The sequence below is a fragment of the Stenotrophomonas oahuensis genome (assembly GCF_031834595.1).
Classification (GTDB): domain Bacteria; phylum Pseudomonadota; class Gammaproteobacteria; order Xanthomonadales; family Xanthomonadaceae; genus Stenotrophomonas; species Stenotrophomonas oahuensis.
Genome location: NZ_CP115541.1, coordinates 2,126,306 through 2,149,210, shown reverse-complemented (window position 1 = coordinate 2,149,210; position 22,905 = coordinate 2,126,306). Strand labels below are relative to the sequence as shown.

Below are 22,905 nucleotides of genomic sequence, written 5' to 3'. Positions count from 1 at the left end.
CACAGGTGCGGGTGGTAATCGCTGTGTAACACGCGGCGGGTAGGCGGTCAATAATTTATTCTTGCTTTTGGCTGAAGAAGGAATAAATATTCCACAAGGTTTTCTGGAGGGTGACCGTTGATGGGCGTTGATGCTGGGTCGATGACACGCATGGCGTGTCACTACGGGAATCAGGCCGCGTCGCGAGTGCGGGCGGCGCGCGGGGGCCAGGCCGGTTTGCGGTTGCGCGCGATGGCGATGGCGATGGCGATGGCGCTGTTGCTGACGGTCGCGGGCGCGACTGGGGCACAGGACGCGGAGCGGCCGCTTTCGGGGTATGGCGATGTCATCGGGCTGACCGACTCGTTCCTGCACCCGGAGTTCTGGTCTGGTGAGCAGGACGGAGGCGCGGGCAGGCCAGCGATCCCCCCTACCGAAGCAGACCGGATTCTGCTCAGCCGGGACGACATCGACGCGCAGAACGCGCGCATGCGGGCGAACGATCCGTCCATTCACAACCTGGATGCGCTGCCGGCTTCGCTGACCCGGGCTAAAGTGAAAGCCGACCTTGATGCACTGTCGGGCTGGCCGGAAAAGCCGCTGTATGGCGAAGACGGCCAGCCGATCAGCGCCGATCAGCGCGCGTCCATCATCGCCAACGCCGGCGCTGACGCCATAGCCGCGAACCGCCCGCTGCAGTACGGGCTGGTGGTGCACCGCGCGGCGCTGCGGACCTTCCCGACGCTGCTGCGGGTGCTCAGCCGCCCGGGCGATACCGATATCGACCGCTTCCAGGAATCGGCGCTGTTCCCCGGCGACGCGGTGGCGGTGCTGCATGAAAGTGCGGATGGCCAGTGGCTGTTCGTTACCAGCGAGCGCTACACGGCGTGGATCGAAAAGCGCTTCGTCGGCGTGGGCGACAAAGCGACGGTGCTGGGCTACGGCGCAACGGAACACTACCGCGTGGTGACCGGAGCCACCGTATTCACCACGTTTACCCCGGAGGAGCCGCGGGTTTCGCGCCTGCAGCTGGACATGGGCGTGCGTCTTCCAGCGCTGGTCGACTGGCCGCTGCAGCAGCCGGTGAACGGCCAGCAGGCGCATGCCAGCTACGTGGTGCAGCTGCCGGTACGCAATGACGATGGCTCGCTTGCCCTGGTGCCGGCGCTGATCGCCCGCTCACAGGACACCAGCGAAACCTATCTGGAACTGACCCCGCGCGATCTGTACACGCAGGCGTTCAAGTTCCTGGGCGAACGCTACGGCTGGGGTCATTCGTATGACACCCGCGACTGCAGCGGCTTCGTTTCCGAGGTGTACCGCAGCTTCGGCATTCTGATGCCGCGCAATACCAGCGCGCAGGCAGTGAGTCCGGCGCTGGACCGCATTGCGTTCAGCGCGAAAGACGGCAAAGCCAAGCGCATGGAGGCAGTGAAAAATCTGCAGCCCGGCGACCTGGTCTACATTCCGGGCCACGTGATGCTGACCCTGGGTCACTTCGGCGGCAACACCTGGATGATTCACGACACCGCCGGTGGCAGCTGGTTCGCACCGGACGGCACCCGCGTGCAGGCGCACCTCAACGGCGTTTCGGTGACCCCGCTGGAGCCGATGATGGCCAGCGACACCGTGAGCTACATCGACCGCATCACCAACATCCAACGCATGCGCGCCAAGACCCCTTGATGAAAATCACCGATATCGAACTGGGCATGCTGCGCGTGCCCTTGAAAACCCCGTTCAAAACCGCGCTGCGCACGGTGGATACCGTGGAAGACGTGGTAGTGCTGATCCGCACCGACAGCGGCCACACCGGCTACGGCGAAGCGCCCGCGACGGCGGTGATCACCGGCGATACGCACGGGTCGATCATTGAGGCGATTGACCGCTTCATCAAGCCGCGCCTGATTGGCCAGGACGTGGCCAACCTCAACCGCAACTGCGCGCTGGTGCAATCATCGCTGGAGCGCAACACCAGCGCGAAGGCGGCGGTGGAGATCGCGCTGTACGACTTATGGGCACAGCTGCACAACGCGCCGCTGTACCAGATGCTGGGCGGTGGCGACCCGGTGATCACCACCGACATCACCATCAGCGTGGACTACATCGACAAGATGGTGGCGGACTCGCTGTCCGCGATTGATCGCGGCTTCGAGTCGCTGAAGATCAAGGTGGGCAAGGACATCGGCCTGGACGTGGAGCGGGTGAAGGCGATCCACGCTGCCGTGCAGGGCCGTGCCCTGCTGCGCCTGGATGCCAACCAGGGCTGGACGGCGAAGCAGGCGGTGCAGGCGATGCGCACGCTGGAAGAAGCCGGGGTGGTACTGGAACTGCTGGAGCAGCCGGTGAAGGCGGCCGACATCAGCGGGCTGAAGTACGTCACCGACCGGGTCAACACGCCGGTGATGGCCGATGAGAGCGTGTTCAATCCGGGCCAGGTGTTCGACCTGATCCAGCAGCGCGCGGCGGACATCATCAACATCAAGCTGATGAAGACCGGCGGGCTGTCGAACGCGATCCGCATTGCGGACATTGCCGCCATCTACGGGGTGCCGTGCATGATTGGCTGCATGATCGAGTCCAGCATCAGCGTGGCCGCGGCGGTGCACCTGGCGGTGGCCAAGAGCGATGTGATCACCAAGGTGGACCTGGACGGGCCGTCGCTGGGCCGCTTCAATCCGGTCACCGGGGGCGTGCATTTCAACGAGTCTGAGATCACCATCAGTGATACGCCGGGGTTGGGGATCACCGAGGTGCAGGGGTTGGAAATGATCACGCCGCCACGTTGGTAACCGATGCCGCCTTTGCTGAAAATCCGCTCTGAACGCGACCAGATGTCGGCGATTGAACGCCGCATTGCCGACTTCATCCTGGACAACGCGCACCTGCTGCGCGACTACTCGTCGCAGCAACTGGCCAGCGCGCTGGGGATCAGCCAGTCCAGCGTGGTGAAGTTCAGCCAGAAGCTGGGCTTCAAGGGCTACCCGGACCTGAAGTACTCGGTGGGCCAGGCGGTGGCGCGCGCGGGCAGCGACCCGCAGGCGGCCCCTCCAGCGGGCGAGCCAGGCAACGGCTACGCACAGCTGGGCGAGCGCCTGCGGCACAGCCGGCAGGCCGCCGATGACGAAACCCGGGTGGCCAATGCGCAGGCCGATGTGGAGCGGATTGTGGCGCTGGTGGACGGCGCACCGAAGGTGTTCGTGTACGGGCTGGGCGACGATGGCCTGTATGCACGCGAGTTCGCGATGCGGTTGTCGTTGCTGGGCATGCTGACCGTGCACCACGCTGACCCGATTCTGATGATGGCCAATCTTTCCGCAGTGCGGCCGGGTGACGTGCTGCTGGTGTTCTCGGAGTTCGGCAAGCTGCCGCAGCTGTATCAGCTGTCGCGTCAGTTCCAGGACATGGGCGGCAAGGTGGTGTCGATCACCCGCCACAGTGCCAACCCGCTGCGCGCGCACGCCGATGCGGCGCTGGTGGTGTGCGCGCACGACCCGGCCCCTTCGATGGCACAACTGTTGTACCGTTCAGCCTTGCAGTCGCTGCTGGACTTTCTGTTTGTTCTGCTCTGCCACGCCAACCCGGACCGGCACCGCCAGCTGGGGGTGAACCTGGAGCGGATTGAACACCTGATCGACACCTGATTTCTGGAGTTGACGATGCTGCCGTACCTGCGAACCGCTGTTGCCACCGTTGTGCTGGCCTGTGCCCTGCCCGCCTGGGCCGCCGATCCCCTGGACGGCACCACCCAGCTGGTGGTGGTGACCACGGCTGACTGGGATGCCACCTCCGGCACGCTGCAGGCGTATGCGCGCACCGAGACCGGCTGGCGACCGCAGGGTGAGGCATTCACGGTGGCGGTGGGTCGCAGCGGCAGCGCCTGGGGCACGGGCCTGCACCCGGCGCAGAAGGGCGGGCCGCAGAAGCAGGAAGGTGATGGCCGCAGCCCGGCCGGGATCTTCGCGATTGGCGAGGCGTTCGGCTATGCGGACAAGGTGACCACGTCCCTGCCCTACCAGCCGATGATGGAAAGCAGCTACTGCATGGATGTACCGGATTCGAAGTACTACAACCGCATCGTCGATGCGGACGTGGTGGGAGCCGAGGCGGTGGAGGGTTCCACCGAGCCGATGCGGCTGGACCTGCACAACAAGGGCGATGTGCGGTACCGCGAGGGCTTTGTGATCGAGCACAACCCGAAGGCGGTGCCGCGCGGCGGCAGCTGCATCTTCGCCCACCTGTGGCGCACCCCCGGTGAGGCCACGGCCGGGTGCACGGCGATGGAGCCGGCGCACATGACCACCCTGCTGGGCTGGCTGACGCCGGCGGCACAACCGCGCTTCGTGCTGCTGCCGAAGGCGCAGTACGCGCAGCTGCAGGCGCAGTGGCAGCTGCCGGCTCTGGGCGCGCCATGAGCACACCTTCCGAACCGCAACTGGAGCGTGCGGTCAGCCGCTGGCAGATTGTCGGGCTGTCGATCAACGACGTGATTGGCAGCGGGATCTACCTGCTGCCGGCGGCCACGGTATTGCTGCTGGGACCGTTCAGCCTGTGGGGCGTGGTGGCGGCGGGCATCGTGGTGGCGCTGCTGGTGCTGTGCTACGCGCAGGCCGCGAGCTACTTCGATGAGCCGGGTGGCAGTTATCTGTATGCGCGCGAGGCGTTCGGGCGCTTTGCCGGGTTTGAGATCGGCTGGATGATCTGGCTGACCCGGATCAGCTCGGCGGCGGCGTTGAGCAATGCGCTGGCCGATGCGGTGGCGCGGTTCTGGCCGTGGGCCGGGCACGATATGGGCCGGGTGCTGGTGATCGTGGTGTCGCTGGGGTTCCTGACCGCGGTGAACGTGATGGGCGTGCGCTCGGCGGCGCGCACCGGCATCGTGCTGGTGATCGGCAAGCTGCTGCCGCTGCTGCTGTTCGTGCTGATTGGCGCGTTCTATGTGGACATGGACCTGGCGTTCTCCGGCCAGCGCCCCGATCCGCATGACCTGCAGCGCATGGGCGAGGCGGCGCTGTTGCTGCTGTATGCGTATGCGGGTTTTGAGAACATTCCGGCGGCGGCGGGTGAATATCGCAACCCGAAGCGCGACATTCCGTTCGCGCTGATCACCATGATTGTGACGGTGACGGTGATTTACGGCGCGGTGCAGTTCATTGCGCAGGGCACGCTGCCGGCGCTGGCGGATTCGGCGACGCCGTTGGCGGATGCGGCGGCGGGGTTTGGGGGTGAGGCGCTGGCGCTGATTCTGACCGTGGGCGCGACGATTTCGATTCTGGGCACCAACAGCAACACGATGATGATGGGGCCGCGTTTCCTGTTTGCGCTGGCGCGCGATGGCTATGGACCGAAGCTGCTGGCGCAGGTGCATCCGCGCTTCCGCACGCCGGCGGCGGCGATTGTGACCCAGGGGTTGATTGCGCTGGTGCTGGCGCTGAGCGGGTCGTTCGTGCAGCTGGCGTTGTTGTCGATGACGACGCGGTTGTTTGCGTATATCGGCACGGCGGCGGCGGTGATTGTGCTGGCGCGGCGTTTCCGGGATCGGCCGGGGGCATTGAAGCTGCCAGGGGGGCCGTTGATTCCTATCCTGGCGCTGGTGCTGTGTCTGGCGTTGTTTGCCAGTGCCAGCTGGCAGAACATCGCGGCGGCGTTGATTGCGTTCGCGGTGGGTGGGGTGATTTATCTGTTGCCGCGGAAGGGCGATCACGACCAACGGTCGTGATCTACCGGAGCCGGATCGATGGCGAACGATCCGTCGGTGCATCCGTTGGCGGGCGATCGGTAGGCCACGACCGTTGGTCGTGGCGGGGCGTGCGGGCGGTTTGATCCACCATTCACCCGCCACGCCCACAACGTTAACCGCCTCAAGGCTACGGTAAACCCTCACCCCACCGGAGCCAGACATGAGCCCTGACTATCAGATTCCCGGCCGGGTGCCGGAAGACGGCGTGCCGCGCCAGGCAGTTGCCGATTACTGGCGCGAGCGCTTCAGCGCGGAGCCGTATTACGACGGCAACAGCGAGCTGATCTTTGATGATTACGAGCCGGCGTATTACCTCGGTTACAGCGCGCGTCATCAGCGTACGCGGGCCGATGAGGTGATTGAGGCGTATGAGCAGGTTGAAGCGGAGCTGCAGTCGCGCTGGGCAAGTGAACATGCGAAAAGCAAGCTGACCTGGGAGCAGGCGCGCTCGGCGGTGCAGCGTGGGTGGGATGAGTCCACCGCGTTGCGGCAGGCGCATCTGGATAAAGGTGTGCCGCGCGGGACGTGAGCTCTTATTCGCCGGGGAGCGGCGGCAGCTTGGCTGCGCGCTTCGGCTCATCAGCACCTGCGGCCATGAGGTCGCGGGTGTTCTTCTGTACGGCCACTGCGCCGAACAGACTGAGCGCGAAGGCCATGCCGTAGAAGCCCTTTTCGCTGAGCAGCAGGGTGGCGTTCCACAGGCCGACCAGCAACAGCAGCAGCGAGGCCAGCAGGGCGAACCAGCACAGCGCGTAGTACAGGCCGCTGACCGGAATGCCTTCCACACGGTCGCGTACGCTCTTCTGCAGCGACACGGCGGCGAACAGGCCGAACAGCAGCAGGGTCAGGTAGTAGCCCTTCTCGTTGAGGGCCATCTCAGCGTTGAAAAGGCCGATCAGGTAGGCCGCCGCGCCCAGCAGCAGCGCCGTCCAGGAGGCGGCGATGAAGGCGGGGGAAGGTTTCTGTACGCTGGCATTCATGCTGCAAACTCCGTTTTGAGGCGTCCGTGTTGCTGCGTACGTTAGCTGAATCCGGGCGGCGCGCCTATCCGGGGTGACCTATGGTCCACGCGGTGTTGATGGCCATGCTGTACAACCATGGCTTCACATTGCACCCCTGACGGAGACACCCTCATGCCCCGCCATCTGCTGCTCACCCTGGCCCTTGCGGCCACCCCTGCCCTGTTCACCACCGCCTGCGTGGCGGCCAGCCCCGATGCGGCACCGGTGCTGCAGAAGGCGCAATGGCCGTTCACCGCCACCGAGGTCGCCAAGTTCGACCAGCCGTGGGCGATGGCCTTCCTGCCCGATGGCAGCCTGCTGGTGACCGAGAAGGAAGGCACGCTGCAGCACTTCAATGTGCAGACCGGCAAGCGCGCCGAGATCACCGGCCTGCCGAAGGTGGCCTACGGCGGCCAGGGCGGCTTGGGCGATGTGCTGCCGCACCCGGACTTCGCCAAGAACGGCTTTGTGTACGTGAGCTACGCCGAAGAGGGTGAAAACGACACCCGCGGCGCGGCCGTGGCGCGCGCCAAGCTGGTGCTGGCCGCCGATGGCAGCGGCACGCTGCAGGACTTCAAGGTGATCTGGCGGCAGACCCCGAAGGTGAGCGGCAAGGGCCATTACGGCCATCGCCTGGCGTTCGGGCCGGACGGCAAGCTGTGGATCACCTCCAGCGAACGGCAGAAGTTCGACCCGGCGCAGGACATGAGCGGCAACCTGGGCAAGATCGTCCGTCTGAACGACGACGGCACGGTGCCGGGTGACAACCCGTTCGCCTCACAAGGTGGCGTGGCGGCGCAGGCGTGGTCGATCGGCCATCGCAATGCGCTGGGTATTGCCTTTGATGCGAAGGGCAAGCTGTGGGTGCATGAAATGGGCCCGGCCGGCGGCGATGAGTTGAATCTGATCGTGCGCGGCAAGAACTATGGCTACCCGATTGTCTCCAACGGCAACCATTACGACGGCCGCGAGATTCCGGACCACAGCACGCGTCCGGAGTTTGAAGCACCGAAGATCACCTGGACGCCGGTGATTTCGCCGGCCGGTTTCATCATCTACAACGGTTCGCAGTTCCCGCAGTGGAAGGGCAGCGGCTTCATTGGCGGGCTGTCGTCAACGTCGCTGGTGCGCGTCGCGTTTGATGGTGACAACGCGAAGGAAGCCGAGCGGTTTGCGATGGGTGAGCGGATTCGCGAGGTGGAGCAGGGTCCGGATGGGGCCATCTGGATTCTGGAAGATGGCAGCAACGGCCGGCTGTTGAAGTTGACGCCGAAGGGTTAATTGTTCCGGGTGCGAGAGACCCCGCGATGGACGCGCATGGCGCGTCCCTACCGGTCGAGCGACCATGGATCGTAGTGACGCGCCATGCGCGTCAACGCCATCCATGGTCGCCCGATGTCCCGCCATGCGCGTCCTTCGCGGTGCCGCACCGGGCGATCACGCGCCGATATTGTTGACCTTCACGTCGGACTTCGCACATGCCTTGTCCACGCACGTGCCGGTGATCCACACCTCGCCCTGCCCCAGCATCACGCCCTGCTGGTTGACGAACAACGTGTCGAAACGCTGCTCGGCAATCAGCGCCTTCAGCGCCGGCGTAACGATCTTCGCGTAATCCCGCTGGAATGCAGCCGCGTCGGCAAGCTTTACGGTCTTGCCGTCCACGCTCACCCGCACCGGGTAACGCAGCAGCGCGGCGACCGCAGCGGCATCATCGGCGGCAACGCCGCGCTGCAGCTCGGTGAACACCTTTTCGTACTGATCCACGTCACCGAGCAGGCGTTCGATACGCTGGCGCGCGTCGCCTTCCGCGGCGGCGGCGTGGTCGTCGCCAGAGGCGGCGGCTTCACCGGCGGCCACTTCGGTGGTGGCGGGTGCGGGCGTGGTGGCCGGGGCCGGTTCGCTGGTGGCCGGGACCGCGTCAGGGGAGTTGCCGGCGACCGGCGCATCTTCCGCTGGGGCGGTGGCGGCGGGCGCTTCGGTGGTGCCGGAGGATTCGGGCTTGCTGCAGGCGGTCAGCCACAGGGGGGTGGTGAGGGCGAGCAGGAGGGGCGTCAGGCGCATGCGCGTTCCATCCGAATGAGAATGGAATCAGGGTAGTGCGCAGGGTGTCACGTGCGGATGATCGGAGACATCGCGCGGTCACGACCAACGGTCGTGACCTACCGGTCAGTGCATCGTCGATATGTGCCGGTCAATGCACCGCCGATCCTTGCGGTAGGTCACGACCGTTGGTCGTGACCGTGGCAACCCGAATCAGGACGCCAGCAGCTCGAACTGCACGGCATCACCACTGATCGAACTCGCGCACACCCACACATCAAACAACCCGGGCTCGGCGCGATACACGCCATCACGCCCGGTGAAGCCCAGCGCATGGCGATCCAGCGTGAACACCACCTCGGCACTTTCGCCCGGCTGCAGCGCGATCTTGCGGAAATCCTTCAGCTCACGCACCGGCCGCACGCGGCTGGCGACGCGGTCGTGGATGTACAACTGCACCACTTCCTCGCCGGCCACATCACCGGTGTTGGTGACGGTGGTGGTGATGGTCAGGGTGTCATCCCAGCCGAGTTTGGCCTGGCTGAGCTGCGGCACGCCGTAACCGTAGGTGGTGTAGCCCATGCCGTGCCCGAACGGGTACAGCGGTGCGTTCGGAATCTCGCGCCAGCGTGCCTTGAACTCGGACATGGTCGGCAGTTCAGGACGCCCGGTGCGCGGGTGGTTGTAGAAGAACGGCTGCTGCCCGCTGACCTGCGGGAAGCTGACCGGAAGGCGGCCGGACGGGTTGTAGTCACCGAACAGCACGTCTGCCACGGCCGGGCCGGTCTGGGTGCCGAGGTACCAGGTGACTGCCACGGCGGCGGCATTGCGCACCGCGCCCTGCAGGGCCAGCGCGCGGCCATTGCGCAGCAGCACCACCATGGGCTTGCCGGTCATGGCGACGGCTTCGGCCAGCGCCTGCTGCGCCGGCGGCAGGGTGATTTCGACGCGCGACTGCGCTTCACCGCTGTACCGCTGCGGTTCGCCCAGCGCCAGCACCACCACGTCGGCACGCAGCGCGGCGGCCACGGCCTGTTCCACGCCGTCCTGCAGCGCGGCTTCCAGATCACAGCCGGGCACGATCTCGAGCAGGCTTTCGTCGCTGATCGCGGCGCGCACGCCGGCTTCCAGGGTGACGTAGCGCGACTTGTCGCCGAACAAAGTCCAGCAGCCTTCGATGTTCTCGCGGTCCTGCGCGAACGGGCCGAACAGGGCGATCTTCTGCCCGGCCTTGCGCAGCGGCAGCACATTGCCTTCGTTCTTCAGCAGCACGATGGAACGGCGTGCGGCGTCGCGCGACAGTTCGTCGTGCGCGGCGATGTGCGAGGTGTCGGCTTCGCGGGCCAGGTCCAGCGAACGGTACGGGTCGTCGAACAGACCGATCGCTTCCTTCAGGTTGAGGATGCGGCGCACGGATTCGTCCAGCGTGGCCATCGGCACTTCGCCGCGTTCCACCAGGCCCGGCAGGTGCTCGGCGTAGAAGCCGCTCTGCATGCTCAGGTCGAGGCCGGCGGTGAACGCCTTGGCGGTGGCGTCGCGGTCATCGGCGGCATAGCCGTGGGCGACGAGTTCCATGTCGGCGGTGTAATCGGAGATGACCACACCGGGGAAATTCCACTCGCCGCGCAGGATGTCGGTGAGCAGTTCGGCATTGGCGCTGGCGGGCACGCCGTTGATGTCGTTGAACGAGGACATCACGGTGATGGCACCGGCGTCGAAGGCGGCCTTGAACGGCGGCAGGTGCACGTCGCGGAGGGTCTGCGGCGAGATGTCCACCATGTTGTATTCCATGCCAGCCATCACCGCGCCGTAGGCGGCGAAGTGCTTGGGCGTGGACAGCAGCGCGTCGTGCGCGCGCAGGTCGGTGCCCTGGAAGCCGCGCACGCGGGCGGCGGCAAACGCACAGCCCAGCACCACGTCCTCGCCGGCACCTTCGGCACCACGGCCCCAGCGCTGGTCACGGGCGATGTCCACGGCCGGGGCGTAGGTCCAGTGCAGGCCGGCAGCGGTGGCTTCCACTGCGGTGGCGCGGGCGGTGCGCTCGGCCAGATCGGGCTCGAAGCTGGCCGCTTCGCCCAGCGGAATCGGGAACACGGTACGCATGCCGTGGATGACGTCGGCGGCCAGGATCACCGGGATCTTCAGGCGGCTTTCTTCCAGGGCCACCTGCTGGATGCGACGGCCGGCTTCCACGCCGACGCCGTTGAACAGCGAGCCGACCTTGCCCTCGCGGATCTGCTGCAACACCTGGTCGGCATTGCTGACGTTGGCTTCCGGATTCACATCCGGGGCGAACGGCCGAACCATGTCTGCGAACACACCCAGCTGGCCGACTTTTTCTTCGACGGTCATCTGGGCAATGAGGGTTTCGATGCGATCGGAGGCCACCGGCGGTCCTTATGAAAACGTTTACAAGGCCGGGATTCTAGCGTCCCCGGCCCCGTTGTGAGTGATTTCGGCATTCATTTTTTTCCCCGGAGGGGAAAAACCCGACGCAGCGCACGCTGCGCCGGGCGGCACGGAAGCTTACTCCGTCGGGGACCGTACGGTCTGCGCGGTCATCAGCATGGCGTCGCTGGAGGCCTGGAACACCCGCAGCCCGAACGCCGGCAGCGTCGCCAGCAGGTGATCGAACACGTCCGACTGCACGCCTTCATAGACGCCCCACTCGGTGCTGCGGGTGAAGCAGTAGATCTCCAGCGGCAGGCCTTCGGTGGTGGGCTGCAGCTGCCGTACCAGCAGGGTCATTTCCGTATGGATGCCGGGGTGGCTGCGCAGGTAGCGCTCCACGTAGGCGCGGAAGGTGCCCAGGTTGGTGACCCGGCGCGCGTTGACCGCGGCCAGGCCCTGGGCCTGCAGCTGGGCGTTGTGCTGGTCCAGCTCGTCCTGCTTTTCGCGCAGGTAGTCGCCCAGCACGCTGAACTGCTCCAGGCGGTCCACGGCGGCTTCGTCGAGGAAGCCGACGCTGTGCTGGTCCAGGTACAACGCGCGCTTGATCCGGCGGCCGCCGGCTTCCTGCATGCCGCGCCAGTTCTTGAACGACTCGGTGACCAGCTTCTTGGTCGGGATGGTGGTGATGGTCTTGTCGAAGTTCTGCACGGTGATGGTGTGCAGGGCGATGTCGATGACGTCGCCATCGGCGTTCTGGCTGGGCATTTCGATCCAGTCGCCCAGTCGCACGCGGCCGTCGCCGCTGATCTGCACGCTGGCGACCAGGGAGAGGATGGTGTCCTGGAAGATCAGCATCAGCACGGCGGTGGCGGCACCGAGGCCGGTGACCAGCGGGCCCAGCTTCACCCCGAGCAGGGTGGCGACGATGGACAGGCCGGCGATGACGAAGACCACGATCTTGACCACCTGCAGGTAGCCCTTGATCGGCTTGTTGCGGGCGTCGGGGCGGCGTTCGTAGAGTTCGTTGGCGGCGTCGAGCGCGTGCGAGACGGCCAGCGCGACGGTGAGCACGGCCCAGGCGCGGCAGGCGGCGATGACGAAGCCCACCAGTTCCGGCGGCAGGTCGGGGACGATGCGGATGCCGGCGGCCAGCACCATGCTGGGCACCACGTTCGACAGGCGCGAGATGACGCGCAGGTTGCTGCCTTGTTCGCGGCCGGAGGCGGTGCCGCCGGGGAGGCGGGCGATCAGTTTGCGCAGGCCACGCAGCAGGATCTTCTTGGTGACGAAGTTGGCCAGCCAGGCGGCGAGGATGAGGGCGGCCAGGACGACTGCGGTGTAGGCCCAGGGCCAGGGTTGCAGGGTTTGTTGCAGGTCTTCGAGGAGCTTTACGGCGATTACGGCGTCAACCATCGTTTGTGGGGTTCCTTGGGGAGAGCAGCCGGGCAAGCCCGGCTCTACGGGTTACGGGGTTGGGCGGGTTACGGGGCCGAGCGTTCGATGATGACGCCGACGGCCTTGGCACCGCGCACGGCACCGGGCTTGCTGAGCTTCAGGCGCAGCCACTGCACGTTGAATTCGCGCAGCACGATCTCGGCGATGCGCTCGGCCAGGGTTTCGACCAGGCCGAAGTCGGATTCGCGCACGAACTGTTCGATGCGCTTGCTGACGGCCTTGTAGTTCAGGGTGTCGGCAATGTCGTCGCTGGCCGCGGGCTTGCGGTTGTCGAAGCCCATTTCCAGGTCGAAGCGCAGGGTCTGGCGGATGCGCCGCTCCCAGTCGTAGATGCCGATCAGGGCGTCCACTTCCAGCCCTTCGATGAATACCTTGTCCATAGTCATGCCATATGAAATATGGGGGCCATGGTACCGACCGGCGCAACAACGTGCCGGGAACCGGTCGGTTACACCGCTGGCAACGTGGCCATGTCCCAGCGCGGGGTGACCTGCACCTGCGGGGGGTTGTGCTGGCCGGCTTCCAGGCGCAGGGCACCGGCGAAGGCGATCATTGCGCCGTTGTCGGTGCACAGCGCGGGACGCGGGAAGCAGACGCGGCCGCCGCGGCGGCGGGCCATTTCGTCGAGGCGGGCGCGCAGGCGGCGGTTGGCTCCGACGCCACCGGCGACCACCAGCACGTCGCAACCGGCGGCATCGAGGGCGCGGTCGCACTTGATCGCCAGGGTCTCGACCACCGCATCTTCAAAGCCACGGGCGATGTCGGCGCGGGTGGTGTCGCTCTGGTCGCTGTCGCGCCAGGCCATGAGGACCTGGGTCTTCAGACCGGAGAAGCTGAAATCCAGCCCGGGACGGTCGGTCATGGGCCGAGTGAACTTGTACACGCCCGGGGTGCCGCGTTCAGCCAGGGCGGCCAGCTGCGGGCCACCGGGGTACGGCAGGCCCATCAACTTGGCGGTCTTGTCAAAGGCCTCACCGGCGGCATCGTCCAGGGTCTCGCCGAGCAGCCGGTACTGGCCGATACGGTCAACCGCGACCAGCTGGGTGTGGCCGCCGGACACCAGCAGGGCCACGAACGGGGGTTCCGGCGGGTCGTCTTCCATCAGCGGGGCCAACAGGTGGCCTTCCATGTGGTGCACGCCCACGGCGGGCACTTCCAGCGCCCAGGCCAGCGAACGGGCCACGCCCGCGCCAACCAGCAGCGCGCCGACCAGGCCGGGGCCGGCGGTGTAGGCCACCCCGTCGATGTCGCTCACTCCCAGCCCGGCCTCGGCCAGGGTCTGGCGGATCAGCGGCAGCAGTTTGCGCACGTGGTCGCGGCTGGCCAGTTCAGGCACCACCCCGCCGTATTCGGCGTGCAGGGCAATCTGGCTGTACACCGCATGGGCGCGCAGGGCTTCCGGGCCGGTCAGGGCGGTGTCGTACACCGCTACGCCGGTCTCATCACAGGATGATTCGATACCAAGGACTCGCATGCCTGCTATTATGGACCTCTTGCGGCCCCGGCAGCGTCATTGCCCGGGTGCCCAGTTCCTCCGCGTGGCCGGTTATTCGCCAGGGAGGGTTGCAACTTCCTTGTTCGCCGCTATAATGTGCGGCTCTCACCGGGCGTGACCCGGTTCTACTGTGTCCGGAGATTCCATGCCCAGCGTCAAAGTCCGCGAGAACGAGCCCTTCGAGTTTGCGCTCCGTCGCTTCAAGCGCACCTGCGAAAAGGCCGGCGTTCTGGCCGAAACCCGCAAGCGCGAGTTCTATGAAAAGCCGACCCAGGAGCGCAAGCGTAAGGCTGCTGCTGCTGTGAAGCGTCAGCTGCGCCGCTCGTCGCGCGACGTCACCAAGCGTCAGCGCCTGTACTGATCGGACGCACTTCGATGCGGCAGGCTTGACCTGTCGCGACGAAGCCGAAGCCGGAACGCGCGAGCGTTACCGGCTTTTTGCGTTTCTACCCTATTCACCGAACCGAGGTGTTCCATGAGCATGAAGCAGCAGCTCACCGATGACATGAAGGCCGCCATGAAGGCGGGCGAAAAGCACAAGCTGGGCGTGATCCGCCTGATCAATGCCGCCATCAAGCAGAAGGAAGTGGACGAGCGCATCGAGCTGGATGACGCTGCGGTCATTGCCGTGCTGGACAAGATGGTCAAGCAGCGCAAGGACTCGATCACCCAGTACGACGCGGCCAACCGCGACGACCTGGCGCAGATCGAGCGCGACGAATTGGTGGTGATTGAAGCCTACCTGCCGGCCAAGATGGGTGAAGCCGAGATTGTGGCGGCGATCCAGGCGGCGATTGCGGAAACCGGCGCTGCGGGCCCGGCGGATATGGGCAAGCTGATGGGCGCGCTGAAGCCGAAGCTGGCCGGTCAGGCTGATATGGGCCTGGTGTCGAAGCTGGTGAAGCAGCAGTTGGGTTGATCGGGGGTAACGACCAACGGTCGTTACCTACCAGAGGCATCGCCCGATCAGGGCGGTGCCTTTTTTGTTTTCACCGGGTCTTCGATGGGCGGCTGATAAAACGGGGTCATGGTTGAAGACCCGCACGATCACCAGGGCGTTCCGTTGCGCCTGCGCAAATATGTGGACCGGCTGGAGCGCAGCTTTCCGGCGGCGGTCGGCAAGCGCTTCGTGGAGATCGACGTGCTGACCCAGGCCGCGTCGGTCTCGTTCTATGCCCTGCTCTCGATGGCCCCGCTGCTGGTGCTGCTGCTGTGGCTGACCGCTTCCCTGTATCCGCCCGCACAGCAGGCGCTGGTCGGGCAGATTGCCGATGTGGCCGGGTCGAGTGCGGCCAGCGTGGCCGACACGGTGCTGAAGAACGCCGACAACCAGCCGGATGTGGGCTCGCTGGCGGGGGTGTGGAGCACCCTGCTGCTGTTCATTGGTGCCACGGCGGTATTCGCACAGCTGCAGAACGCGCTGAATCTGATCTTCAACACCAGCGGCGAACGCCTGGAAGGCATCAAGGCCTGGCTGCGCAAGCGCGTGTTCTCCTTCGGCGTCGTGCTGGCGCTTGGCTTCCTGCTGATTCTGTCGATGACTGCCACCACCATGCTGCAGGTGGCGTTCGCCCAGCTGCCTTCGGTGCTGCCGGCCATTGGCTATGTGACCACCCTGCTGCTGTATGCGGTGGCGTTCGCCTTCCTGTACCACTATCTGCCCGACCGCCGGGTGCAGTGGCGGCAGGCGTTCATTGGCGGGGTGATCACCTCGGCCCTGTTCGCGCTGGGCCGCTATGCCATTGGCGTGTACATCGCCACGGTGGCCCCAGGCAGCGCCTATGGTTCGATGGGGGCGCTGGTGATCTCCCTGGTGTGGATCTACTACGCCACGGTGGTGTTCTTCGTCGGTGCGCTGATGACGGCGGTGATCGACGAACGGCTGCGGGCACGGGCGCAGCTGGCGCAGGCCGGCATTCCCTGCCCGAAGCCGGGCGAGACGGCCGGCAACGGGTAAACTAGACGGGCTCATGGCCCGTATTCCCGACGCTTTCATTGACGACCTGCTGGCCCGCTCCGACATTGTCGAAGTGGTGGGCAGCCGTGTGCCGCTGAAGCGCCAGGGCAAGGAATACTCAGCCCGGTGCCCGTTCCATGACGAGCGCTCGGCCTCGTTCACGGTGTCGCCGACCAAGCAGTTCTATCACTGCTTCGGCTGCGGCGCGCATGGCACCGCGATCAGCTTCCTGATGAACTACGACCGCCTCGAGTTTCTCGACGCGGTGGACGAGCTGGCCAAGCGCGTGGGCATGGAAGTGCCGCGCGACAGCCAGCCGCGCAGCGCGCAGCAGCAGGACGACAGCCGCGACCTGTACTCGGCGCTGGATGCGGCCACGCGCTTTTTCCAGAAGCAGATGGAAGGCAGCGACAAGGCACGCAGCTACCTGGACCAGCGTGGCGTGGACGAAGCCACCCGCACCCGCTTCTCGATCGGCTACGCGCCGGACGGCTACAGCGCGCTGAAGGATGCGCTGGGCAAGGACGAGCGGCGGATGAAGCTGCTCGACCGCGCTGGCCTGTTCTCGAAGAACGACCGCGGACATGTCTACGACAAGTTCCGCGACCGGGTGATGTTCCCGATCTTCGACCGCCGCGGCCGCGTGATCGCCTTCGGTGGCCGCGTGTTCGAGAAGGACGACGGCCCGAAGTACCTCAATTCCCCGGAAACCGCCCTCTTCCACAAGGGCCGCGAACTGTATGGCCTGTGGCAGGTGCGCCAGGCCAACCAGAAGATCGAGCGGCTGATCGTGGTGGAAGGCTACATGGACGTGGTGTCGCTGTTCCAGTTCGGGGTCACCCAGGCGGTGGCCACGCTGGGCACGGCGACCACGCCGGAACACGCCGAGCTGCTGTTCCGCAATGCGCCGGACGTGTTCTTCTGCTTCGACGGCGACGCCGCCGGTCGCCGCGCTGGCTGGCGCGCGCTGGAATCGGTGCTGCCGCGCATGAAGGACGGCCGCCAGGCCTTCTTCCTGTTCCTGCCGGATGGCGAAGACCCCGACACCATCGTGCGCAAGGAAGGCAGCGACGCCTTCGACGCGCGCCTGAAGCAGGCCACGCCGCTGTCGCAGTTCTTCTTCGACGAGCTCACCCGTGAAATCAACATGGGCACGCTGGACGGCAAGGCCCGCTTGGCCGAGCGCGCGCGACCGATGCTGGCGCAGATTCCGGATGGTGCGTTTGGCGACCTGATGAAGCAGCAGCTGGCCACGTTGACTGGGCTGGGCGCTGCCTCCTCCGCACCCGCCCAGGCCTCGCGTCCGCCGCCGCGTGCGGTGGCCCCGGCGCAGAAGCGCAGCCTGGTGCGCGCGGCGATTGCGATTCTGCTGCAGCAGCCCTCGCTGGCGATGACGCTGCAAGGGCACCAGATCAACGGCCTGCGCCTGCCGGGGGTGGAGCTGTTGCTGGAGCTGCTGGGGCTGGTGGAACAACGCCCGGATATCAGCACCGGTGCGCTGCTGGAGCATTTTGACGGCCGCGAGGAACAGGCGTCGCTGCACAAGCTGGCCGCGCAGACGCTGCCGGGCGATGATGCGATCTGGACCCAGGAGCTGCACGACGCGGTGGCGCAGCTGGAAAAGCAGCTGTTGCTGCAACGCCTGGAGGAGCTTCAGGCAAAGCAGCGCCAGCAGGGGTTGGACGATACTGACAAGTACGAGTTGCGCGAGCTGTTGAAGGCGCGCGCGACATTGCGATGACGCTGCAAGGAAACCACTGACGATGACGCATTGGTGGTCGCGCGTGCGACCGGACAACTTCACCCTGGCCCTGCTGTGCACCGTGCTGCTGGCCTCGTTCCTGCCAATGCAGGGCGCCGCGGCGATGGTGCTGGACGATGTCACCGATGTGGCGATTGCGGCGCTGTTCTTCCTGCATGGCGCGCGCCTGCCGCGTGAGTCGATCGTGGCGGGGCTGCTGCACTGGCGGCTGCACCTGACCATCCTCGCTTGCACCTTCGTGCTGTTCCCGTTGCTGGGGCTGGCCTTCAAGCCGCTGCAGGGCTGGCTGCTGACCCCGGAGCTGTATATCGGCGTGCTGTTCCTGTGCACGCTGCCGTCTACCGTGCAGTCATCGATTGCGTTCACCTCGATGGCCGGCGGCAACGTGCCGGCGGCGGTGGTGAGTGCCTCGCTGTCGAGCATTCTGGGCGTGTTCCTGACCCCGCTGCTGCTGGCCCTGCTGGCCGGCACTTCCGGCGGCATGCACAACCCCGGGCAGGCCATTGTCAGCATCATGCTGCAGCTGCTGGTACCGTTCGTGGCCGGCCATCTGCTGCGGCCGTGGATTGCTGGCTGGGTGCAGCGCCAGCGCGCGCTGCTGCGCTACACCGACCAGGCCACGATTCTGCTGGTGGTGTATTCGGCGTTCGGCGAAGCGGTGAATGAAGGCCTGTGGAGCAAGACGCCGCTGTTGTCGCTGCTGGGCGTGGCGCTGGTGGCGGCCGTGCTGCTGGGCGTGGCGATGCCGCTGATCACCCTGCTGGCGCGGCGGATGGGCTTCAACCGCGCCGACGAGATCACCATTGTGTTCTGTGGTTCGAAGAAAAGCCTGGCGACTGGCGTGCCGATTGCGAAGGTATTGTTCGCCGGCGGCAGCCTGGGCGCGATCGTGCTGCCGGTGATGATCTACCACCAGATCCAGTTGATTGTGTGTGCGGTGATCGCCAAGCGGTATGCGCGGACACAGGATCGGTAGAGGCGGTCGACAGACGCCTGCCGATAACGGTGATCGGCGCTTTGGCGCATGGACCCGACCGGGCACGTGCCTGCGCTCAACGGTCATGCCCTACCGGGCGTTGAACCGTTATCGGCGGTCGACTGTCGTGCGACCCTACCGGTGACCAAACCGGCGACCCGCGCCACCATGACCCCGACATGCCATATCGATGAACGCGTCGCCATGCGCCCGTGAAATGAATGGCCGGGGCATGGCGTGGTCGTTCCCCAACGCACGACGCGTCGTCAGTCGCCCGCATCCAACAACCGGGCCACGGTGAAGCGCGGCAGGAATACCCACAGGTCGTAATCACGATCTGGATCGTTGTAGGCCCTCGGAGATCCGACATCACGGGTGATCAGGTTGCGCGTACCGCACTTCCGGTATCCCATGCAGGCCCAGAACTCACCACGCTGCGCCTCGATGCGGACGTTGTAGAGCGGCAGGTCCGTCAGAAGCGCGGTGGCCGGCGGGTAGTCGATCAAGCCGTAGCTCTCGCGACTTCCGTGCATGTTGCCGGTGAGCACGATCATTCGGCCGTTCGCCGGCAGCGCCTGGAATCCCGCACGCAGGGTCTTGGCCATGTCGGCGTCGCGGGCCCCGGGGGCACGCTCTCCGGTGGGATTGGCATCGAAGCCGACCACCGAGACGTCCCTGCCCTGCGCACGCAGCGCGCGTGCGGCCTCGATCAGGTCGAGCATGTCCTGGCTGCGACGGCCGTCATGCAGGTGGTCTTTGACGTTCCAGTAAGGAGAGGTGCGTAGGGCCTGGTTGGCCGCGGCGTCGCCGGTTGACGCCATGTAGGTGGCGAGTGCGGCGTTTTCTGCCTCGGGAAGTTCCAGGGCCAGTTGCAACGGGATGCCTTGGTCGACGTAGCCGACGACCAGTGCCTGCACCAGCAGCGGCGTCTCCCGGGTGCCGTGCAGTTCGCCGAGCACCAGCAGACGATGGTCACCGGAGCGCGTGCGGATCTGCTCGGCGATGTCCTGGTACACATCCGGCGGGGTGGCGTGGGAAAGGGATGAAGCGAGTGCGAGGAGGAGTGCCGCGATCCAGCGTCTATGGGTCATGCCGTCATTCCTTGGTCGGTCAGAACAGCAATGGTGACGATCGGAAAGGATGCAAGGGGCAAGGATGCACAGATGCATGCGGCAATGGAGGTACTGGTAGAGGGGGACTGTCAGGAATTTTGTGTTCGGGCATAACATGTTGAAAAGGATCATGTATGCCACCCAAGAAAATGACCGCCAAGGCCGCTGCCCGTCAGCTGCCTACCCTGCCTGCCGAGCTCGTTGAGCAGCTTGCCAACGGAGCGACGACCGCGGGCGAGATCCTGGACATCACCACAGCCCTGAAAAAGGCCTTGATTGAGCGGGCACTGAAGGGCGAGCTGGGCCATCACCTGGGGTACCCACCCGGAAGCGAGCGACCGGAATCGACCGGCAATCAGCGAAATGGAACGTCCAGCAAAACCGTTCTGACTGAGGATGGCCCCCTGCGACTGGACGTTCCCCGGGACCGGGATGGCAGCTTCCAGCCCATCCTGATTCCCAAGCACGAGCGGCGTTTCACTGGTTTTGACGACAAGATCGTCGCGATGTACGCGCGCGGAATGAGCGTCCGCGACATCCGCGCGTTTCTGTCTGAACAGTATGGAACAGACGTGTCGGCGGACTTCATCAGCTCGGTGACCGACGAGGTTCTGGAAGAGATTTCGGCGTGGCAGACGCGTCCGCTGGAGCTGATGTATCCGGTGGTGTTCTTTGATGCCCTGCGCGTCAAGGTGCGTGACGAGGGCGTAGTGCGCAACAAAGCGATCTATCTGGCATTAGGCGTTCTACCTGATGGAAGTCGCGACATCCTGGGCATCTGGATCGAGAACACAGAAGGGGCCAAGTTCTGGATGAAGGTCTTCAACGACCTCAAGACGCGCGGCGTGGAGGACGTACTGATAGCGGTGACCGATGGCCTTAAAGGCATGCCCGAGGCGCTGGCGGCGGTCTACCCAGCGACCACTCTCCAGACCTGCATCGTGCATCTCATCCGCAACAGCTTGGACTACGCCGGCTGGAAGGATCGAAGGGCTCTCGCAGCCGAGCTGAAGCCCATCTACCAGGCCATCAATGCAGAGTCCGCCGAACAGGCCCTGGAAGCGCTGGAGGCCTCGCCGCTGGGCAAACGCTACCCCTCGGCGCCCCAGGCATGGCGACGGTCATGGGACCGCGTCATACCCTTCTTCGCGTTTCCACCTGAGATCCGTCGTGTCATCTACACCACCAACGCCATCGAGAGCGTTAATGCGCAGCTGCGGAAGGTCATCAAAACCCGAGGGCATTTTCCAACTGACGAGGCGGCGATCAAGCTGATCTGGCTGGGGCTGCGCAACATCACGGCCAACTGGGGAGGCACCAGCCACGGCTGGAAGAACGCGATGAACCAATTTGCCGTACTTTACGGGGACCGATTTATCCGGAGCCCGTACTAAGAAGCCGGGCTGTCACAGGGCAGCCCACGTCGCCCGAACACAAAAATACGGACACTCTCGGTAGAGGCGGTCGCAAGACGCCTGCCGATAACGCTGGTCGGTGCTTTGACGCATGGACCCCGCCGGGCTAACGCCTCCGTTCAACGGTCATGCTCTACCGGGCGATGTACCGCTATCGGCGGTCGACTGTCGTGCGACCCTACCGGCGACCCGCGCCGCCATAACACTGAAGCACCGCATTGATGAACGCGTCGCAACGCGCCCAGGCAATGAATTCCTGGTGCGCAACGAGCTGCCATGCGTACTACATCAATCCCTCACGGCGGCCGCAATCTGCTGCAACACCTCGGCTTTGCGCTGCACGTCGCCTTCGCCCGTTGCGATCAGGGTATAGAGCTTGCTCTCTCCTGCCCAGTTCAATGTCGCGCGGCTACGCCCCTGACTATCGGCAATCCTGTCCAACCGCCCCGGCACGCCATTGACGCGGAGGTTCTGCATTTCAGCAATCACCGTGATGGTGGAACCTGGCGCTCGGAAGTGGTTTTCATTGAATTCCACAATGCCGATGTCCTCCAGCCGATAGAACCGCGTCAGGCCCGTGTGCAGAACACCATCCAGTGCACCACTCGGCTCCATGCCGATCAGCTCGGCAGTTCCTAGAAGGGTGGCTTGAAGGTCGGTCGGCGGTGAGCGCAATCGGCTGCGCAGCGCTTCGCTTGCGAGCACGACCTTGGGCAGCGACGCGGTCATCTCGGCGACTGATGGAATTTCGCCAACGGAGGCGCGCTTCACCTTCACCTTGCTCTGCGCGATCTCGTCGCGGAAACCCTGTTTGACTTCCTCCGGCGCTTCCAGTTCGGCCAATGGAATCACGCGGTAAGTACCTTCGCGCTCGGCACTGGCCGGACCTGGGGCACTGTCTTCTCGCGCTGCCTGCATGGTGCGCTCGTTGAGCCATTTTCCTACGTCATCAACGTCATCCTGAGCGGCGTGAATCGAAGCACTGAGCAGGCAGCCGGCAATCAGAAGGGGGAGTTTCAGCGAATTCATGAGGAGTCCATTCGATAGCGCGAGAAGGATTTCGCGGATTCGATTCTAGGGTCTGGACGTCGACGGAAGTTGGAAATGCGTACAGCTGATGCGACGACTTTCGACTCTTGGGGTCGGTCGCGGATGTTTCCTACGCGTAGATGGGTTCAATGCGACAGAGGATGACGCCCGGTGCTCGTTGTGCGATCGGCCGTGCTGGCGCAGGATCTGGGATTCGTGTCGTAATCGCATTGCATATGCGCGGCCGCATCACCACGGCACAGCCGCGGCGTGGCACGGGCATGGATGCACGCCGCAATGATGGCACTGGTAGAGGCGGTCGATAGACGCCTGCCGATAACGGTGATCGGCACGCTGGCGCATGGACCCCATCGGGCAAATGCCTCCGTTCCGCGGTCATGCCCCACCGGGCGATGTGCCGTCATCGGCGGTCGACTGTCGTGCGACCCTACCAACGCCCACCACCGCACGCCCCGAAGATCCCGAACGTCGGGAGCACCATGCACGTCCCGAAGATCACGTGCACAGCGCGCATCGCGTACGCGCGTGC

General features: G+C 65.3%; 21 protein-coding genes. 13 read left to right on the top strand and 8 right to left on the bottom strand.

What is annotated here, in order from left to right:
- Window positions 1-231: 231 nt before the first annotated feature.
- From PDM29_RS09390 to PDM29_RS09365, 6 genes are all read left to right on the top strand, one after another.
- Entirely contained in the window at window positions 232-1,665 is a 1,434-nt protein-coding gene (locus PDM29_RS09390; protein WP_425508750.1) for a C40 family peptidase, read from the top strand.
- A complete protein-coding gene (locus tag PDM29_RS09385; RefSeq protein ID WP_311193556.1) occupies window positions 1,665-2,771 on the top strand; it encodes a dipeptide epimerase in 1,107 nt (368 codons plus the stop codon). The genes PDM29_RS09390 and PDM29_RS09385 overlap by 1 nt, the downstream gene beginning before the upstream one ends.
- Window positions 2,772-2,774: 3 nt before the next feature.
- On the top strand, window positions 2,775-3,623 hold the full coding sequence (locus PDM29_RS09380; RefSeq protein WP_311193555.1) for a MurR/RpiR family transcriptional regulator: 849 nt from the start codon (window positions 2,775-2,777) through the stop codon (window positions 3,621-3,623).
- Between the two features lie 15 nt (window positions 3,624-3,638).
- Window positions 3,639-4,394, top strand: coding sequence for a L,D-transpeptidase family protein (locus tag PDM29_RS09375; protein ID WP_311193554.1), 756 nt, complete (start codon window positions 3,639-3,641; stop codon window positions 4,392-4,394).
- Window positions 4,391-5,698: an APC family permease gene (locus tag PDM29_RS09370; protein WP_311193553.1), complete on the top strand. Its 1,308-nt coding sequence runs from the start codon at window positions 4,391-4,393 to the stop codon at window positions 5,696-5,698. The genes PDM29_RS09375 and PDM29_RS09370 overlap by 4 nt, the downstream gene beginning before the upstream one ends.
- A 181-nt stretch (window positions 5,699-5,879) precedes the next feature.
- Window positions 5,880-6,248, top strand: coding sequence for a hypothetical protein (locus PDM29_RS09365; protein WP_311193552.1), 369 nt, complete (start codon window positions 5,880-5,882; stop codon window positions 6,246-6,248).
- 4 nt (window positions 6,249-6,252) lie between these two features.
- Here PDM29_RS09365 and yiaA read toward each other — a convergent pair whose 3' ends face one another.
- Window positions 6,253-6,699 carry an inner membrane protein YiaA gene (gene yiaA, locus PDM29_RS09360; RefSeq protein WP_311193551.1) on the bottom strand — a complete coding sequence of 149 codons (447 nt, stop codon included), beginning with the start codon at window positions 6,697-6,699 and terminating at the stop codon, window positions 6,253-6,255.
- 153 nt (window positions 6,700-6,852) lie between these two features.
- Here yiaA and PDM29_RS09355 point away from each other — a divergent pair, with 153 nt between their 5' ends.
- Window positions 6,853-8,001, top strand: coding sequence for a PQQ-dependent sugar dehydrogenase (locus tag PDM29_RS09355; protein WP_311193550.1), 1,149 nt, complete (start codon window positions 6,853-6,855; stop codon window positions 7,999-8,001).
- Window positions 8,002-8,157: 156 nt separating this feature from the next.
- Here PDM29_RS09355 and PDM29_RS09350 read toward each other — a convergent pair whose 3' ends face one another.
- The 5 genes from PDM29_RS09350 to tsaD form a co-directional block, all read right to left on the bottom strand.
- Window positions 8,158-8,784, bottom strand: coding sequence for a hypothetical protein (locus PDM29_RS09350; RefSeq protein WP_311193549.1), 627 nt, complete (start codon window positions 8,782-8,784; stop codon window positions 8,158-8,160).
- Between the two features lie 192 nt (window positions 8,785-8,976).
- Entirely contained in the window at window positions 8,977-11,151 is a 2,175-nt protein-coding gene (locus tag PDM29_RS09345) for a glycoside hydrolase family 3 N-terminal domain-containing protein (protein ID WP_311193548.1), read from the bottom strand.
- Window positions 11,152-11,289: 138 nt separating this feature from the next.
- The gene (locus tag PDM29_RS09340; RefSeq protein WP_311193547.1) at window positions 11,290-12,567 is read right to left on the bottom strand and encodes a mechanosensitive ion channel family protein; all 1,278 of its coding nucleotides are present in this window, start codon (window positions 12,565-12,567) and stop codon (window positions 11,290-11,292) included.
- Between the two features lie 68 nt (window positions 12,568-12,635).
- Window positions 12,636-12,989 carry a dihydroneopterin aldolase gene (gene folB, locus PDM29_RS09335; RefSeq protein WP_311193546.1) on the bottom strand — a complete coding sequence of 118 codons (354 nt, stop codon included), beginning with the start codon at window positions 12,987-12,989 and terminating at the stop codon, window positions 12,636-12,638.
- A gap of 68 nt (window positions 12,990-13,057) precedes the next feature.
- Window positions 13,058-14,083: a tRNA (adenosine(37)-N6)-threonylcarbamoyltransferase complex transferase subunit TsaD gene (gene tsaD / locus PDM29_RS09330; protein WP_311193545.1), complete on the bottom strand. Its 1,026-nt coding sequence runs from the start codon at window positions 14,081-14,083 to the stop codon at window positions 13,058-13,060.
- Window positions 14,084-14,249: 166 nt separating this feature from the next.
- Between tsaD and rpsU the strand changes: the two genes are divergently transcribed.
- The 5 genes from rpsU to PDM29_RS09305 all read left to right on the top strand — a co-directional run bounded on the left by rpsU (window position 14,250) and on the right by PDM29_RS09305 (window position 18,799).
- Window positions 14,250-14,465 (top strand): 30S ribosomal protein S21, encoded by a 216-nt coding sequence (gene rpsU, locus PDM29_RS09325; RefSeq protein WP_002808376.1) that lies wholly within the window; start codon window positions 14,250-14,252, stop codon window positions 14,463-14,465.
- Window positions 14,466-14,579: 114 nt separating this feature from the next.
- Window positions 14,580-15,023 (top strand): GatB/YqeY domain-containing protein, encoded by a 444-nt coding sequence (locus PDM29_RS09320; RefSeq protein WP_311193544.1) that lies wholly within the window; start codon window positions 14,580-14,582, stop codon window positions 15,021-15,023.
- A 108-nt stretch (window positions 15,024-15,131) separates the two neighbouring features.
- Entirely contained in the window at window positions 15,132-16,061 is a 930-nt protein-coding gene (locus PDM29_RS09315) for a YihY/virulence factor BrkB family protein (protein WP_311193543.1), read from the top strand.
- Between the two features lie 13 nt (window positions 16,062-16,074).
- Complete coding sequence (gene dnaG / locus PDM29_RS09310) at window positions 16,075-17,802, top strand: DNA primase (protein WP_311193542.1); 1,728 nt, start codon at window positions 16,075-16,077, stop codon at window positions 17,800-17,802.
- A gap of 22 nt (window positions 17,803-17,824) precedes the next feature.
- A complete protein-coding gene (locus PDM29_RS09305) occupies window positions 17,825-18,799 on the top strand; it encodes a bile acid:sodium symporter family protein (protein WP_311193541.1) in 975 nt (324 codons plus the stop codon).
- Window positions 18,800-19,065: 266 nt separating this feature from the next.
- Here the strand turns inward: PDM29_RS09305 and PDM29_RS09300 are convergent, their stop codons facing one another.
- Complete coding sequence (locus tag PDM29_RS09300) at window positions 19,066-19,890, bottom strand: calcium-binding protein (RefSeq protein WP_311193540.1); 825 nt, start codon at window positions 19,888-19,890, stop codon at window positions 19,066-19,068.
- Between the two features lie 155 nt (window positions 19,891-20,045).
- On the opposite strand from PDM29_RS09300, the gene PDM29_RS09295 reads away from it, so the two are divergent.
- Entirely contained in the window at window positions 20,046-21,305 is a 1,260-nt protein-coding gene (locus PDM29_RS09295) for an IS256 family transposase (protein ID WP_311190592.1), read from the top strand.
- A 309-nt stretch (window positions 21,306-21,614) separates the two neighbouring features.
- On the opposite strand, the gene PDM29_RS09290 is transcribed toward PDM29_RS09295, so the two are convergent.
- Window positions 21,615-22,355, bottom strand: a complete 741-nt coding sequence (locus tag PDM29_RS09290; protein WP_311193539.1) for a hypothetical protein — start codon at window positions 22,353-22,355, stop codon at window positions 21,615-21,617.
- Between the last annotated feature and the right edge of the window lie 550 nt (window positions 22,356-22,905).